The organism is Geobacillus thermoleovorans, from assembly GCF_001610955.1.
Classification (GTDB): Bacteria; Bacillota; Bacilli; order Bacillales; family Anoxybacillaceae; genus Geobacillus; species Geobacillus thermoleovorans.
Genome location: NZ_CP014335.1, coordinates 2445053 through 2459538, shown reverse-complemented (window position 1 = coordinate 2459538; position 14486 = coordinate 2445053). Strand labels below are relative to the sequence as shown.

The 14486-nt window shown below is 51.9% G+C and carries 17 protein-coding genes and 1 pseudogene; 14 read left to right on the top strand and 4 right to left on the bottom strand.

The genetic code is table 11. The features are described from left to right. Window positions 1-92 precede the first annotated feature (92 nt). The 7 genes from GT3570_RS12495 (at window position 93) to GT3570_RS12465 (ending at window position 6767) form a co-directional block, all read left to right on the top strand. Window positions 93-746 (top strand): O-methyltransferase, encoded by a 654-nt coding sequence (locus GT3570_RS12495; protein ID WP_014196397.1) that lies wholly within the window; start codon window positions 93-95, stop codon window positions 744-746. Beyond that, window positions 743-1672 (top strand): peptidase U32 family protein, encoded by a 930-nt coding sequence (locus GT3570_RS12490; RefSeq protein ID WP_062898834.1) that lies wholly within the window; start codon window positions 743-745, stop codon window positions 1670-1672. Before GT3570_RS12495 ends, GT3570_RS12490 begins: the two co-directional genes overlap by 4 nt. 18 nt (window positions 1673-1690) lie before the next feature. Beyond that, the gene (locus GT3570_RS12485; protein WP_011232027.1) at window positions 1691-2959 is read left to right on the top strand and encodes a peptidase U32 family protein; all 1269 of its coding nucleotides are present in this window, start codon (window positions 1691-1693) and stop codon (window positions 2957-2959) included. 1 nt (window position 2960) lies between these two features. Beyond that, window positions 2961-3596, top strand: coding sequence for a uridine kinase (udk, locus tag GT3570_RS12480; RefSeq protein WP_011232026.1), 636 nt, complete (start codon window positions 2961-2963; stop codon window positions 3594-3596). 110 nt (window positions 3597-3706) lie between these two features. After that, on the top strand, window positions 3707-4183 hold the full coding sequence (gene greA / locus GT3570_RS12475; protein ID WP_011232025.1) for a transcription elongation factor GreA: 477 nt from the start codon (window positions 3707-3709) through the stop codon (window positions 4181-4183). Window positions 4184-4304: 121 nt separating this feature from the next. Further along, a complete protein-coding gene (locus tag GT3570_RS12470; RefSeq protein WP_011232024.1) occupies window positions 4305-6077 on the top strand; it encodes a peptidoglycan D,D-transpeptidase FtsI family protein in 1773 nt (590 codons plus the stop codon). Between the two features lie 66 nt (window positions 6078-6143). After that, on the top strand, window positions 6144-6767 hold the full coding sequence (locus tag GT3570_RS12465) for a YrrS family protein (RefSeq protein ID WP_020278376.1): 624 nt from the start codon (window positions 6144-6146) through the stop codon (window positions 6765-6767). Window positions 6768-6880: 113 nt separating this feature from the next. On the opposite strand, the gene GT3570_RS12460 is transcribed toward GT3570_RS12465, so the two are convergent. Next, a complete protein-coding gene (locus tag GT3570_RS12460; RefSeq protein ID WP_011232022.1) occupies window positions 6881-7090 on the bottom strand; it encodes a YrzA family protein in 210 nt (69 codons plus the stop codon). Window positions 7091-7279: 189 nt separating this feature from the next. Here GT3570_RS12460 and GT3570_RS12455 point away from each other — a divergent pair, with 189 nt between their 5' ends. The 7 genes and pseudogenes from GT3570_RS12455 to GT3570_RS12425 all read left to right on the top strand — a co-directional run. Continuing rightward, window positions 7280-7927: a class I SAM-dependent methyltransferase gene (locus GT3570_RS12455; RefSeq protein WP_011232021.1), complete on the top strand. Its 648-nt coding sequence runs from the start codon at window positions 7280-7282 to the stop codon at window positions 7925-7927. A gap of 14 nt (window positions 7928-7941) precedes the next feature. Then, the gene (gene mtnN / locus GT3570_RS12450; protein ID WP_014196394.1) at window positions 7942-8649 is read left to right on the top strand and encodes a 5'-methylthioadenosine/S-adenosylhomocysteine nucleosidase; all 708 of its coding nucleotides are present in this window, start codon (window positions 7942-7944) and stop codon (window positions 8647-8649) included. Between the two features lie 277 nt (window positions 8650-8926). Then, window positions 8927-9850 (top strand): PLP-dependent cysteine synthase family protein, encoded by a 924-nt coding sequence (locus GT3570_RS12445; RefSeq protein WP_011232019.1) that lies wholly within the window; start codon window positions 8927-8929, stop codon window positions 9848-9850. 2 nt (window positions 9851-9852) lie between these two features. Then, window positions 9853-10986 carry a bifunctional cystathionine gamma-lyase/homocysteine desulfhydrase gene (locus GT3570_RS12440; RefSeq protein WP_011232018.1) on the top strand — a complete coding sequence of 378 codons (1134 nt, stop codon included), beginning with the start codon at window positions 9853-9855 and terminating at the stop codon, window positions 10984-10986. Window positions 10987-11048: 62 nt separating this feature from the next. Continuing rightward, the gene (locus GT3570_RS12435) at window positions 11049-11297 is read left to right on the top strand and encodes a YrhC family protein (protein ID WP_011232017.1); all 249 of its coding nucleotides are present in this window, start codon (window positions 11049-11051) and stop codon (window positions 11295-11297) included. Window positions 11298-11672: 375 nt separating this feature from the next. Next, window positions 11673-11816 (top strand): YrzI family small protein, encoded by a 144-nt coding sequence (locus tag GT3570_RS18090; RefSeq protein ID WP_011232016.1) that lies wholly within the window; start codon window positions 11673-11675, stop codon window positions 11814-11816. 525 nt (window positions 11817-12341) lie between these two features. Next, window positions 12342-12695 (top strand): annotated as a pseudogene (locus GT3570_RS12425) (sigma-70 family RNA polymerase sigma factor); the annotation flags it as partial. A gap of 15 nt (window positions 12696-12710) precedes the next feature. Here GT3570_RS12425 and GT3570_RS12420 read toward each other — a convergent pair. The 3 genes from GT3570_RS12420 to GT3570_RS12410 all read right to left on the bottom strand — a co-directional run bounded on the left by GT3570_RS12420 (window position 12711) and on the right by GT3570_RS12410 (window position 14386). Continuing rightward, window positions 12711-13220, bottom strand: coding sequence for an ImmA/IrrE family metallo-endopeptidase (locus GT3570_RS12420; protein ID WP_025949299.1), 510 nt, complete (start codon window positions 13218-13220; stop codon window positions 12711-12713). Between the two features lie 153 nt (window positions 13221-13373). After that, complete coding sequence (locus GT3570_RS12415; RefSeq protein WP_240432115.1) at window positions 13374-14054, bottom strand: restriction endonuclease; 681 nt, start codon at window positions 14052-14054, stop codon at window positions 13374-13376. After that, window positions 14051-14386 carry a helix-turn-helix domain-containing protein gene (locus tag GT3570_RS12410; protein WP_025949297.1) on the bottom strand — a complete coding sequence of 112 codons (336 nt, stop codon included), beginning with the start codon at window positions 14384-14386 and terminating at the stop codon, window positions 14051-14053. The genes GT3570_RS12415 and GT3570_RS12410 overlap by 4 nt, the downstream gene beginning before the upstream one ends. Between the last annotated feature and the right edge of the window lie 100 nt (window positions 14387-14486).

The following is a 14486-nucleotide window of genomic DNA, read 5'->3' as shown; positions in this document are numbered from 1 at the left end:
CGTCAAGGATATATTAAACTTCTTCGTTGCATCTATATAGTTCAACTTTGGCGAGCGCTTTTCAGTTTGCTGACGGCAGGGAGGAATTCCTCTTGCTTTCCAATGACATTGTTTCGTACTTGCAAAAGCTGCGTCCGGCGCCGGATGAGGACATTGAGGAGATGGAGCAGTACGCCTATCGACACCGCATACCGATCATGGATCCGGTGAGCGTCGAAGTGCTGTTATTCATCTTGAAGCTGATCAGGCCGCGCCGCATTTTGGAAATCGGCACGGCGATCGGCTATTCGGCGATCCGGATGGCAAAGGCGCTGCCGGATGCGCGCATTGTGACGATCGAAAAAGACCGGGAGCGGTATGAGCGCGCCCGTTTTTACATCGAAAAGACGAACACCAAGCGGCAAATCGAGGCGGTGTTGGGCGATGCGCTCGCGGTCGAGGCCGGTGTGGCGGCCGCCGCGCCGTTTGATGTGCTGTTTATTGATGCCGCCAAAGGGCAATATGAGCGCTTTTTTACGCTCTATGAGCCGTTTGTGGCTGCAGGCGGCCTCATCATCAGCGACAACGTCTTGTTTAAGGGGCTCGTCGCCGCCGAAGCGCCGGCGGACAATCGACGGCTTTGGAACATCGCCCGAAAAATTCGCCGCTACAATGAGTGGCTCATGAGTCGAAGCGGTTATGATACGGTCATCATTCCGGTCGGCGATGGGCTCGCCATATCGAAAAAACGAGGTGAAGAACAGTGAAAAAACCCGAATTGCTCGTGACGCCGACGAGCGTTGCCCATATCGACGAGCTGGCTGAAGCCGGAGCGGACGCGGTCATCATTGGCGAGCAGCGCTACGGTTTGCGGCTTGCCGGCGAATTTTCCCGCCATGATGTCGCTGCCGCCGTCAAAGCCGCCCACCGGCGCGGCATGAACGTGTATGTGGCGATGAACGCCATTTTCCATAACGATAAAGTGGACGAGCTTGGCGACTACGTCGCGTTTTTGGCTGATGTCGGCGCCGATGCCATCGTCTTCGGCGATCCCGCGGTGCTCTTGACTGTCCGAGAAACGGCGCCGCACATGAAGCTCCACTGGAGCACGGAGACGACAGCGACGAACTGGTATGCGTGCAACTATTGGGGCCGGAAAGGGGCGAAGCGCGCCGTCTTGGCCCGCGAGTTGAACATGGACGCCATTTTGGAAATCAAAGCCCATGCCGAAGTGGAAATCGAGGTGCAAGTGCACGGCGCGATGTGCATGTACCAATCGAAGCGCTCGCTGATCGGCAGCTATTTTGAATATCAAGGGAAAGTGATGGAAGTTGAACGGAAGAAGTACGAAAAAGGGATGTTTCTTTACGACAAAGAGCGCGACAACAAATATCCGATTTTTGAAGACGAAAACGGCACGCATATTATGAGCCCGAACGATGTTTGCATGATCGATGAGCTCGGCGACATGGTCGAGGTCGGCATCGACAGCTTTAAAATTGACGGGATTTTGCACGAGCCGCGCTACATTACCGAAGTGACGAAGCTGTACCGCCGCGCCATCGATTTATGCGCGGATGACCGCGAGCGGTACGAACGGGAAAAAGAGGAGCTGCTTGCGGCCGTTGAAGCGCTTCAGCCGCCGCATCGCCGCATCGACACCGGATTTTTCTTCAAAGAGACCATTTATTGAGAAAAGGAGGGAAGCAGCATGCTTTTAAAAAATGATCGCATCTCCGAAATCATTGACGGCAAGCGCGTCATTGTGAAAAAGCCAGAGCTGCTCGCCCCGGCCGGCAACTTGGAAAAACTGAAAATCGCCGTCCATTACGGCGCAGACGCCGTCTTTATCGGAGGCCAAGAGTACAGCTTGCGCGCCAACGCCGACAACTTTACGATCGAGGAAATTCGCGAAGGGGTCGAATTTGCCAATCGATACGGAGCCAAAGTATACGTAACGGCCAATATTTACGCCCATAACGAAAACATCCCTGGCCTTGATGACTATTTGCGGGCGCTTGAAGATGCCGGTGTTTGCGGCATCATCGTCGCCGACCCGCTCATCATCGAAACGGCGCGCCGGGTGGCGCCGAAGCTTGAAGTGCATTTAAGCACGCAGCAATCGCTTACCAACTGGAAAGCGGTCCAATTTTGGAAAGAGGAAGGGCTCGAGCGGGTTGTGCTCGCTCGTGAAGTGGGCGCAGAAGAAATCCGGCAGATCAAAGAGAAAGTCGATATTGAAATCGAGGCGTTCATCCATGGGGCGATGTGTTCCGCCTACTCCGGCCGCTGTGTATTGAGCAACCATATGACGGCGCGCGACTCAAACCGCGGCGGATGCTGCCAGTCGTGCCGCTGGGATTACGATTTGTATCAGCTCTCGGACGGCCGGGAAATTCCGTTGTTTGAAAAAGGGGACGCCCCGTTTGCGATGAGCGCGAAAGATTTGAACCTAATCCGCGCCATTCCGGTGATGATCGAATTGGGTGTGGATAGCTTGAAAATTGAAGGGCGGATGAAATCGATCCATTACGTGGCGACGGTTGTCAGTGTCTACCGGAAAGTCATTGATGCCTACTGCGCTGACCCAGACCATTTCACGATCCGCGAAGAGTGGGTGCGGGAGCTGGAGAAATGCGCCAACCGCGAGACGGCGCCGTCGTTCTTTGACGGCTTCCCGGATTATACGAACCATATGTACGGGACGCACAGCCGGAAAACGACGCATGAATTCGCCGGTTTGGTGCTTGGCTATGACCCGGAGACGGGCATCGCCACCGTCCAGCAGCGCAACCATTTCCGCCCGGGCGATGAAGTCGAATTTTTCGGTCCGGAAATTGAAAACTTCACCCAAGTGATTGAGAAAATTTGGGACGAAGACGGCAACGAGCTTGATGCGGCGCGCCATCCGCTGCAAATCGTGAAGTTTAAGGTCAAGCGCCCTCTCTTCCCGTACAACATGATGAGAAAGGAGAATTAAGATGGGGAAGAAGCCCGTTGTCATCGGCGTCGCCGGCGGCTCCGGCTCGGGGAAGACGAGCGTCGCCCGCGCGATTTACGACCATTTCGGCGACCGCTCGATCCTTGTTTTGGAGCAAGACTTTTACTATAAAGATCAAAGCCATCTTCCGTTTGAAGAGCGGCTGAAGACGAACTATGACCATCCGCTGGCGTTTGACAACGATTTGTTGATTGAGCATATTCATAAGCTGCTTCGCTATGAGCCGATTGACAAGCCGGTGTACGATTATACGCTGCACACTCGCTCAAGCGACGTCATTCGCGTGGAGCCAAAGGATGTCATCATCGTGGAGGGCATTCTTGTCTTGGAGGATGAGCGACTCCGCAATTTAATGGACATTAAAGTATATGTCGACACCGACCCGGACATCCGCATCATCCGCCGTCTCATCCGCGATATTAAAGAGCGCGGCCGCACGTTCGATTCGGTCATCGAGCAATATTTGTCCGTCGTCCGGCCGATGCACAACCAGTTTGTCGAACCGACGAAGCGCTACGCGGATGTGATCATTCCGGAAGGCGGACAGAACGTCGTCGCCATCGATTTAATGGTGGCAAAAATTCGCACAGTTCTTGAACAAAAAGCGGTTTTGTAATAACATAACAGAGACAAAACAATATATTATATAACAAGTAAGCGTACGAACAGCCGTTTTTGCTGTTCGTACGTTTTACATAATGCAGAATATATAGAGGAGTGAGATGAATGGCGAACGAAAAGCAGTATCCGATGACGAAAGAGGGAAAAGAGAAACTGGAACAAGAGCTTGAGTACTTAAAAACGGTCAAGCGGAAAGAAGTGGTGGAGCGCATTAAGATTGCGCGCGGGTTCGGGGATTTGTCGGAAAACTCGGAGTACGATGCTGCCAAAGATGAGCAGGCGTTTGTCGAATCGCGCATCCAAATGCTTGAAAACATGATCCGCAACGCCGTCATCATTGAAGAAGACAAAGAAAACCCGGACGTCGTCTCGCTCGGCAAGTCGGTCACGTTCATTGAACTTCCAGACGGCGAGGAAGAGACGTATACGATCGTCGGCAGCGCTGAAGCCGATCCGTTTGAAGGGAAAATTTCCAACGACTCGCCGATTGCGAAATCGCTTCTCGGCCGCCGCGTCGGCGATGAGGTGACGGTGCAAACGCCGGGCGGGGAAATGCTTGTGAAAATCGTGGCTGTGAAATAAGAAGCAGGAGGCGGCCGACCTGAACAAGCGGCGGTGTGCGAAGCGAAGCGAAGAAAATTGCCGCCGCTTGACGTTTCAAACGGAAACACCTCGTCAACACTGATGATGAGGTGTTTTCTTTATGTGGAAAAAACGAACGCTTGCCATGCTCGCCCTCATTCAACTGGGCTTGTTGTTGCTTGTCGGGCGATTGGCGCAGATCCAGCTGATTGACGCCGAGTCGTTCGCCAATCATAATTTAATTGCCGAAAGCGTCGCCCAGCGGACACAAGAACTGATCATTGACGACGGGCGCGGCTCGTTCGTCGACCGAAATGGCGCGCCGCTCACGAAGCGATACGTGCCGTCGCTTGTCTTATTCCCGTTTTTAACGACGATGAAATGGCCGATGGAACAAGTCGCCCGCATCACCGGCGTCTCTAAAGAAGAGATCCGCCGCCAGCTTGAGCAGGCGGACGGTCCGTTCGTCTTAGAGAAGGATGGAGAGCCGCTCGCCTTGAGCGCCCAGCAAATGAAGCAAATTAACGATTTGCGCATTCCGGGCGTCTTAGCTGTCAATAAACAATACTCTCTTGAGGTGGTGTACGCTCCGCATTTGCTTGGCTTCACCCGCCCAGATCAGGAGCTCATCAAGAAGCGTTATCCAAAACGGCCGCTGCCGCCAAAGACCGAAGTGGGCATTCAAGGACTTGAGAAGGCGTTTGATGAGTTTTTGCTCGCCGACGGCGAAACGAAGCTGCTTTATCACGTTGACGCCGAAGGGCGGCCGCTGTTTGGGCTCGATGTCAAATACAGCGATACGGGCAACCCGTTTTATCCCGTCACCGTGCAAACGACGCTTGACCGTGACTTGCAGCAAGAGATGGAGCAGATCGTTGACCGATACGGGTTGAAAAAAGGCGGTCTCGTTTTGCTGGATATTGACACAAACAGTGTGCTCGCCATGGTCAGCCGCCCAAACATGGACCCGCGTGATCCGTACAAAAACCGCGGGGCGGAAAACCAAATAGTGTTGCCGCAAATCCCTGGCTCGATTTTTAAAACAGTCATTGCGGCCGCGGCGCTTGATGAGGGGCTCGCCTCGCTTGAGACAACGTTTGACTGCAGCCGAAAAATTGACGGCAAAACCCGCGATGAGGAGCATGATTACGGCATGCTTGATTTAGCGGACAGCTTTGCCGTCAGTTGCAACAATGCTTTCGCCACGCTCGGCAAGCAGTTGATCGAGCACGATCCCGATGTGTTTGAAACGTATGCGAGAAAGCTTGGGCTGTATCCGACGGCCGGCTGGGAAGGGGCGGTGTACCATGAAGAGCATTTCCGTCAGTTCCCGGAGGAGCAGAAAGGAACGATTTGGCATGATCCGCGCGACAAGAGGGTGCCGCTTGCGGTGGCGCAAACGGCGATCGGGCAAAAAAATGTACGCGTCTCGCCGCTTGGCGTCGCCAACATGATGGCGACCATCGCCCGCGGCGGCGAAGCGCTTCAGGTGCGGGCCGTTGACAAAGTGCTGTATAAAAACGGTGCGACCCTCTTTTCGTTTCCGCCTCAACCGGCTTCAGACATGGCGCCGATCGCGCCGCAGACGGCCGAAGAGCTGCAGCGGCTTTTGCGCAGCGTTGTCACCAAAGAGGATGGCACCGGCCGCCGCTTCCGTTCGCTGCCGTATCCGGTCGCCGGCAAATCCGGGACGGCGGAGACAGGAAAAATGGACGGCGGTGCTGAATTCATTAATAAATGGTTTGCTGGCTATTTTCCAGCCGACCGCCCGAAATACGCCCTCGCTGTCGTTGAGCTCGACTGCCCGAGCGGGCGGGCCTCGACGAATGATGTGTTCGCCGCCGCAGTCGAGGCGCTTTATGCTTATGACCACGCCAAAAATGAAGTGAAGTGACGAACCAAATGTAAGGGGAATCCATGTTTCCAGCACGAACATCATCCAAAGAAGGGAGAGGAGACGGTGGCGCAAATGGGGACACGCTTTGCCGCCCGCGCCAAGCGGCGGAGAATCAACCGTTGGCTCAATGGAGCCATTGCCGTTGTCGTGCTGCTCATTTTGATTGTCGGCGGGAACTTGCTGTTTGGCGATCAACCGAGCGAGAAGGCGGTTGATCGCGAAGCCAAAACAGAAGCGGCCAATGCGAAGCGGGTGGAAGTGGAAACAGGCGAAGCGGCGGCGCCGGCGGAAGCCGAAACGCCCGCCGAGGAAGAAGATGCTGCTTCCACCGATGAAACGAGCGAAGCGGGCATGACAGAAACGCCGGGCCCGCCGGGGTCCAACGTTGAAAAAGAAATCGTCAACCCGGCATGGCAGCCGATCGGTACGACGCAAACGGAGCCGCATGAAACGGTGTTTAAGAAAGATTCGGTCGACTGGAAGGAAATGCTCGATGCCGTCAGCTATGCGACCGGCATCGCCCCGGAGGAGATGATCGTTTGGTTCATCGGCAACAACGGGCCGAACAAAGCAGTCGCGACGATTTCGACGAAAGATCAAATCGCCCATTACAAAGTGTACATTGAATGGGTGACGAACGAAGGCTGGAAGCCGACGAAAGTGCAAAAGTTGAAGCAAAAGCCATAAGCGGCATGATGAGGGGAAGCGGAGATATTCGAAACGTTGGCGGCATCAGTGAAACGATGGCGGTTCATTAGCGGCGGAAACATACACAGGCGCCCAAAAACGAAGGGCGCCTGTTATTTTTTCGCTTTGAAATGAACGACTGCGCTGTACCACCGCTTTCCGTTTTCCATGACGTGCATTTGATGGGATACATGATGGACGGAAAGCAAGAGCGCCTTGTTATGTTCAATTTGTTCGTTGATTTTTTTCTCGAGCGTCCGCAAGTCGTCCGCTTCAAAAAATTCGATTTTGTCCTCGATCAAATCAAGAGAAATGTTCGGCATCGTTCTTCCTCCTTTCCATTGTCAGTGTAGCAAATTTTCCCGCCCTCATCCACCGGAGTACAAGGGGGAACAATACGAACGAACATGATCGTTGAACAAGGGAAAAACATATGCTACAGTAAGAGCAGGCAATACGAAAAAAACATACTATATTTATAGGAATTATAAACTTTTTTGGGGTGTGACCATATGGGCAGAGAGTTTCTTGACTTGTTTGAGCAATGGGCGGAATCGTATGACCGATCGGTCGAAGGATACGATGAGCAATATCGAGACGTGTTTGCCGGTTATGACCGCATTTTAAGCACGGTCGCCGACAAAGCCGGCCAAGTCGTGCTCGAGTTTGGCGTCGGCACAGGCAACTTGACGAAAAAGCTGCTTGAGCGCGGCAAGCAGGTGTACGGGATCGAGCCATCGGCGCCGATGAGGAAAAAAGCGGCGGAAAAGCTCAGCGGGCGAGCGGTCATTCTGGACGGCGATTTTTTGCAATTTCCGACACCGCCGGAGCCGATCGACACGATCGCCAGCACGTATGCGTTTCATCATTTGACGGATGCGGAAAAAGACGAAGCGCTGGCCAAATATAGTCAATTGCTCCATCCGGGTGGTAAAATAGTGTTTGCCGATACGGCGTTTCGCGACAAAGAGGCGTTCCGCCAGGCGATTGAGGAAGCCCGAGCGCGCGGCTTCCACGATTTGGCCGACGATTTGGAACGCGAATATTATACGACGCTTGACGTATTGGCATCACTGTTTTCCAAGCATGGCTTTTCCGCCTCCTTTGCGCAGCAAAACGCGTTCGTCTGGGTGATGGAGGCGGTGAAACAAACGACATAGAAAGAGGGAGAACGATGAAAGCAGCCATTATTGGAGCCATGGAAGAGGAAGTGGCGATTTTACGTTCGCGCATGGAAGGGCGCGAGGAAACGGTCATCGCCGGGTGCGAATTTTCCAAAGGGCGCCTTGACGGCGTGGAGGCGGTGTTGTTGAAATCCGGGATCGGCAAAGTGAACGCCGCCATGGGAACGACGCTTCTGCTTGATCACTTTCGCCCTGATTTCGTGATCAATACCGGTTCGGCCGGCGGATTTTTGCCTTCGCTTCGTGTCGGAGATCTTGTCATTTCCGAGGAAGTCGTCCATCATGACGTCGATGTGACCGCGTTCGGCTACGCTTACGGGCAAGTGCCTGGCCTGCCGGCGCGCTACCGGGCGGATGAGGCGCTTGTTGAGGCGGCCAAGCAGGCGGCGGCGCGGCTTGATGGCCTGCAGGCAGTGACCGGCTTGATCGCCACCGGCGATTCGTTTATGAACGATCCAAAGCGAGTCGAATTTGTGCGCGGTCAGTTTCCGGAATTGTGCGCCGTCGAAATGGAAGCGGCGGCGATCGCCCAAGTGTGCGTGCAATTTGGAACGCCGTTTGTCATCATCCGGGCGTTGTCTGATATTGCTGGTGAGGAGTCGGGCGTGTCGTTTGAACAGTTTTTGGAGACGGCGGCGAAACATTCGGCTGAACTTGTCTTGTCGATGCTTTCCGTTATGAAACAGAAGCGCTATTAAGATGCAGCGAAAAAGCAGCTTGTCTATTTTCTCGACTGTCGAAGGCAAGCCTATGGCTTGCCTCCGTCACGCTAAGGCGTGACGAAAGACCGAACAACGACTCGCTTAAAGACCCATGAATGGGTCTTTAAGCGGTGTTGTTCGGTCACTCGACAGTCGGATGAAATGATCGGCAAAAACGAAAAATGTTAAAGCTTTAAATTGCATCTATATATATAGACAACAGAACACCGCCGTTTTGCTGCTAAACTGAGCGTGAAGAAACGGAGTGACTTGTATGCGCGTAGCAAAAAGCATCCATGAGTTGATCGGCCATACGCCGGTTGTCGAAATTACGCGCTTCCCCCTCCCGGAAGGCGTTCGGCTGTTCGCCAAGCTTGAATACTTCAATCCTGGCGGAAGCATTAAAGACCGGCTCGGACAAGAGCTGTTGCGCGAGGCGTTTGCATCAGGAAAACTGAAAGAGGGGGGCACGATCATCGAGCCGACGGCCGGCAACACCGGCATCGGTCTGGCGCTGGCGGCGATCGGCAAAAACGTGAACATCATTTTTTGTGTGCCGGAAAAATTCAGCATCGAAAAACAACAGCTGATGAAGGCGCTCGGGGCGCAAATCGTTCATACACCGACTGAAGAGGGAATGGAAGGAGCAATCCGCAAAGCGGAGGAGCTCGCCCGCACGATTCCAGGCGCCTATTGCCCCCAGCAGTTCCAAAACCCGGCCAATCCAAGGACGTATTACAAGACGCTCGGTCCGGAGCTGTGGGACGATTTGGACGGACAGATCGACATTTTTGTCGCCGGCGCCGGCTCCGGCGGCACGTTTATGGGGACAGCGACGTTTTTAAAAGAAAAAAACCCGGCCATTAAAACGGTCATCGTGGAACCGGAAGGCTCGATTTTAGGCGGCGGCAAGCCGGGTCCGCATCGGACGGAAGGGATCGGCATGGAGTTTTTGCCGCCGTTTATGGATCCGGATTATTTTGATGCCATCTACACGATCGCGGACGATGACGCGTTCCGGCGCGTCAGCGAACTCGCGAGACAGGAGGGGCTTTTGGTCGGCAGTTCGTCCGGCGCCGCGTTTCATGCCGCCTTGATGGAAGCAGAGAAGGCAAAGCCAGGGACGAATATCGTCGTCATTTTTCCGGACGGGAGCGAACGCTATTTAAGCAAACACATTTATGAAGGTGGGAGGTAACGATGAGGCGGAAAACAATGCTCATTCATGGCGGCATTCCGGGGGATCCGCATACTGGAGCGGTGTCGGTCCCGATTTATCAAGTGAGTACGTATAAGCAAGAAGAAGTTGGAAAGCATAAAGGGTTTGAATACTCGCGCACCGGCAACCCGACGCGCGCGGCGCTTGAGAAGCTGATCGCTGATCTCGAGGGCGGCGAAGCCGGCTTTGCGTTCGCTTCCGGTATGGCGGCAATTACGGCCGTCATGATGTTGTTTCAAAGCGGCGACCATCTAGTGCTCACTGACGATGTGTACGGCGGCACGTATCGCGTCATGACGAACGTGCTGAATCGGTTCGGGCTTGAGGCGACGTTCGTCGATACGAGCGATGTCGCCAACATCGAGGCGCACATCCGGCCGAATACGAAAGCCATCTATATTGAAACGCCGACGAACCCGCTGTTGAAAATCACTGACTTGCAAGCCGCCGCCGCCATTGCCCGTGCGCATGGGCTGCTATTGATCGTCGATAACACGTTTTCCACTCCGTACTTTCAGACGCCGCTTGAGCTTGGCGCCGATATCGTCATCCATAGCGCGACGAAATATTTAGGCGGCCATAGCGACGTCGTCGCTGGGTTGGCGGTTGTCCGCACGCCGGAGCTTGCCGAGCGGCTCCATTACGTGCAAAATTCAACCGGCGGCGTGCTCGGGCCGCAAGATTCATGGCTATTGATGCGCGGGATGAAAACGCTCGCCGTGCGGATGGAGGAACATGAAGAAAATGCGCGCCAAATCGCTGTTTTTTTGGCTGAACACAAGGCGGTCAAGCGCGTCCATTATCCAGGTCTTCCGGATCATCCGAACCACGAGTTGGCGAAAAAGCAAATGCGCGGATTTGGCGGCATGATTTCGTTTGATGTCGGCAGCTTGGAGCGCGCCGAGAAAGTGCTGTCGCGCGTGCGCTACTTTACGCTTGCCGAAAGCTTAGGGGCGGTCGAAAGTTTAATTTCGTTGCCAGGGAAAATGACGCACGCCTCGATCCCGAAGGAACGGCGCGAACAGCTCGGCATTACCGATGGCCTGATCCGTTTGTCGGTCGGGCTTGAAGATGTCAACGATCTGCTTGACGATTTGGCGAAGGCGCTTGGCTGAAATTGCCGCTCCCCCCTTCTGTCCATGTATGATACAGTGAAAGGGGAGAGGAGGGATCGGGCTTGAACGAGCAGCAACGAAACGAGCTGCGGGCCAAGGCGGGCGACTTTAAAACATACAGCCTCGTCTTGTTCGCGTTTGGAGCGTTTCTCTATTTCGGAACGATCATCCCAGGAGCGGTTGAGACAGCGAAAAAGCCGTTCGCCCTATTGGCAGTCGCCGTCTGTTTTACCGCGTCGCTTTCCTGTTTGCGCCAAGCCGCCCGCTATGCCCGCCGTCTTGAGGAAGAAGAAAAGCGGTTCGAACCGTAAACCTGCCTTTTGGCCGAAAGGCGGGTTTTTGTTTAGCCACCATGCTGGCGTTCAAGGGAAAGCAAGCTTTTTGCCTATTTTGCAAAAAAACGGTTTACAATGGAAATAATTTTGGATATAATTGCCTACGTAGCATCATTTCCAAAGGGAGGTCGAAGACAATGACAATGATGATGTGGACAACAGTAACGCATCCATTCTATCAAACGGCTATTCGACCTTCCGCCGACCGGGAATGAACGTGCACCGATGACGAAAAACAGCGATCAGGCCGCAGAAGGGGAGTAGTCTCGCTTTCTGCGGCCTTTTTGTACGCTTAGCCGCAGAAACGCCTTCCTTCTGCGGTTTTTTTGCATGGAAAGGAGGTGAGGGGGTATGACGATCCATTTGTTTTTTATCACGATCACGATTGAGCGGAGAAAGCCGCGGCAACGGAACATCGAAGAGGAGCGGTTCGCGCGTGCAGCTGAGGAGGAGTTGCTTGACCGCAAATGTTCCGCTCATCAACGGTTGTTTTAAAACAATGGAGATGAAAGGGGAGAAGATTCATGTCAATTGTACCAGTATGGCTTGTGATGTGGATGAAACAGACGGGAGACTCGACTTGACTCAGGCTAAAGGGGGGATATCGGTGCTCCGCGTGCTGTTGTTGACGGTCGAATTTCACGAATTGTTCAAAATGTGGCGGAAGCGCTCCTTGTCTTCTTTGGTAAAATAAAATCTAGAAGAGAAGGTCAAGGAGGGAACGGGGATGTTCGCCATTGTCATGTCGATCATCATTACCGCGTCGATTGCGCTTGTTGTCGCCGCGGAAGTCAGCGTTGAGGCAAGAGCGTAAGCACGGCGGTTCTTCTGCATCGGGAGGGGGATAAGCAGGCGGACCGCATCAGCAGAACGTTGGCATCAATCGTTTTTGATTGGTCAGGTCATTGCCGGCTCATTTCGGGCCGGTCTATTTTTGTCGTAAAGACACGGACAACATCGCCCCTGCATATACATAACGATAGGCGGTTTCCGCCGATGACAGCAGGCGGGGGTGAGAGCATGTCCGGCATTTTCACGGCGTTTACGTTTCTGTTGAAAGAGCTGACGTTTCTTGTCTCGTATATTAAAAACAATGCGTTTCCCCAGCCGTTAAGCGCTCAAGAAGAGGAAAAGTATTTGGCGCTGATGGCAAAAGGCGACGAGCAAGCCCGCAACCGGCTCATCGAACACAACTTGCGCCTTGTTGCCCACATTGTGAAAAAGTTTGAAAATACGGGAGAAGAGGTCGAGGATTTAATCTCCATTGGCACGATCGGCTTGATCAAGGCGATTGAAAGCTATTCGCCGGGCAAAGGAACGAAGCTGGCGACGTATGCGGCTCGATGTATCGAGAACGAAATCCTAATGTCGTTAGTGTGCGGAAATAAATTACAATCTATAATATAACGAATTTTCCGCGCAAATCTGCAACATTTTGTTTTCAATGTAATCTAAACGAGTGGCGCATACATCAACCGGCATTTTAAACACATCCTGCATCTCACATAATATAAAATCTCGTTTTGCTGATAAGTCAATATATGTAAGCATGTGATAAGGAATTGCCGCGAATAGCATAAACCGGTTCGCCTGGATTTCTTGGTAATCTCGAAATGACTTGGACATGTTCAACTGATCCCCCACGTGCAACAATAAATGTCCAAGTTCATGAAAAAACACTTCACGCCGTTTAACAGAATCAAATCGCAAGTCTTTATGCAGCCCAATAATGCGGCAATCACTCCAATAGCCGAATGATCTTGATGCATAAACGATAGCAATGTCAAAGATATCCGCTAAATATTGCTCGTCGAGCTGATACGGATACAAGATGCCATGCTGTTTATAAACGTTTGATATATGCATTTCCAGATCGCCAGGCTTATATAAATAGTTCATTTCTCCCTCAACCTTTGTTGTATCATTTGCCTTTAATTATAGAAACATACGTTCTTTTTTGCAAGAAGAACATGGTATAATGATGGGAAATGAGAGGATGTGGAAGATTATGGGGAATGCGAAGCATCTTAATAGTTCCGAAAGCCACTCTCTCTAGGAGTGGCTTTTTTGGTGTTTTCTTGCTTGACGTTCTCTCCAGGGCAAAATTTTTGTTTCAACATATGTGATGTCCGATGTTCGCATTTTTCGCATATCGGCTTCCACGAGTGCAGCATTTGTAAATGTCCCAGATGTAATAAACCATGTTCCGATGCAGCCATGGTTCTTCTTGGCGCTGTCAAGTTCACGTATATCTTTAACCGTCACCTGGCTTTTGGAACGATAGTAGTGCTTCACTTGTACCGCTATCTTAAGACCGTCTGCCTTATTAGTGACAACGATATCGACGCCCCCGTCTTTTGCCTCAGGTGTTTTGATCGGCTGCCAGCCGGTTGATTTTAAGTATAAATACACAAGTTGCTCGAATTCCAACCCTGATAAATGCTCAAGTGGCGTTTGCAAAATAACGTGATCCGAACGAACGCCGTATTTTCCAGTTGCCGTTTTGATGCCTTTCTTGGACTCCGATATTTTTTTCTGAGGGGATTGTCTTTTCCTTGTTGAAGATTTGACAGGGATTAATGATTCAATCAGGGCGACAACAAAGGCTGTTCCAAAAATCAAAAGTCCTAAGAAAACATATGGATTGTTAAACTTTGAACGGATAAGAAAAATGACAACCAAAAAAGTGAATCCGCCTAATCTTGCCAGCGTTTGTCTATCTCGTTTATTCATGATTTTTTCCTTTCTTGCTGGGCTCTCCATTTTACGTATTCAATGTGTTTCTTTATTTCATCGATTTCTTCTTCAGTTAATCCTTCGGTGTCGAAAAAGAATAGATTTGTTTGTTTTTTAGATTCCACTGTTGTCTTGCCGGTCAGCAAATAATCTGTTGAAACCTCAAATAGATCAGCAAGCTTGAGAAGCGTTTCATAGTCAGGTTCTCTTTTTCCTTGTTCATACATTGCATAGGTAGTACGGCCTACGCCAATCTTTTTTGCTACATCTTCTTGCCTCATATTCAATTTACTTCTAAGTTCCTGTAAACGATTCCCTAAATCGACCATTGTCAACATCCTCCTTAGGTTTAATTATAGTCACAAAAAGTGACAAAAAAATAATTTACACAAATAGTGTATTTTGATATTGACATTACACGAATTGTGA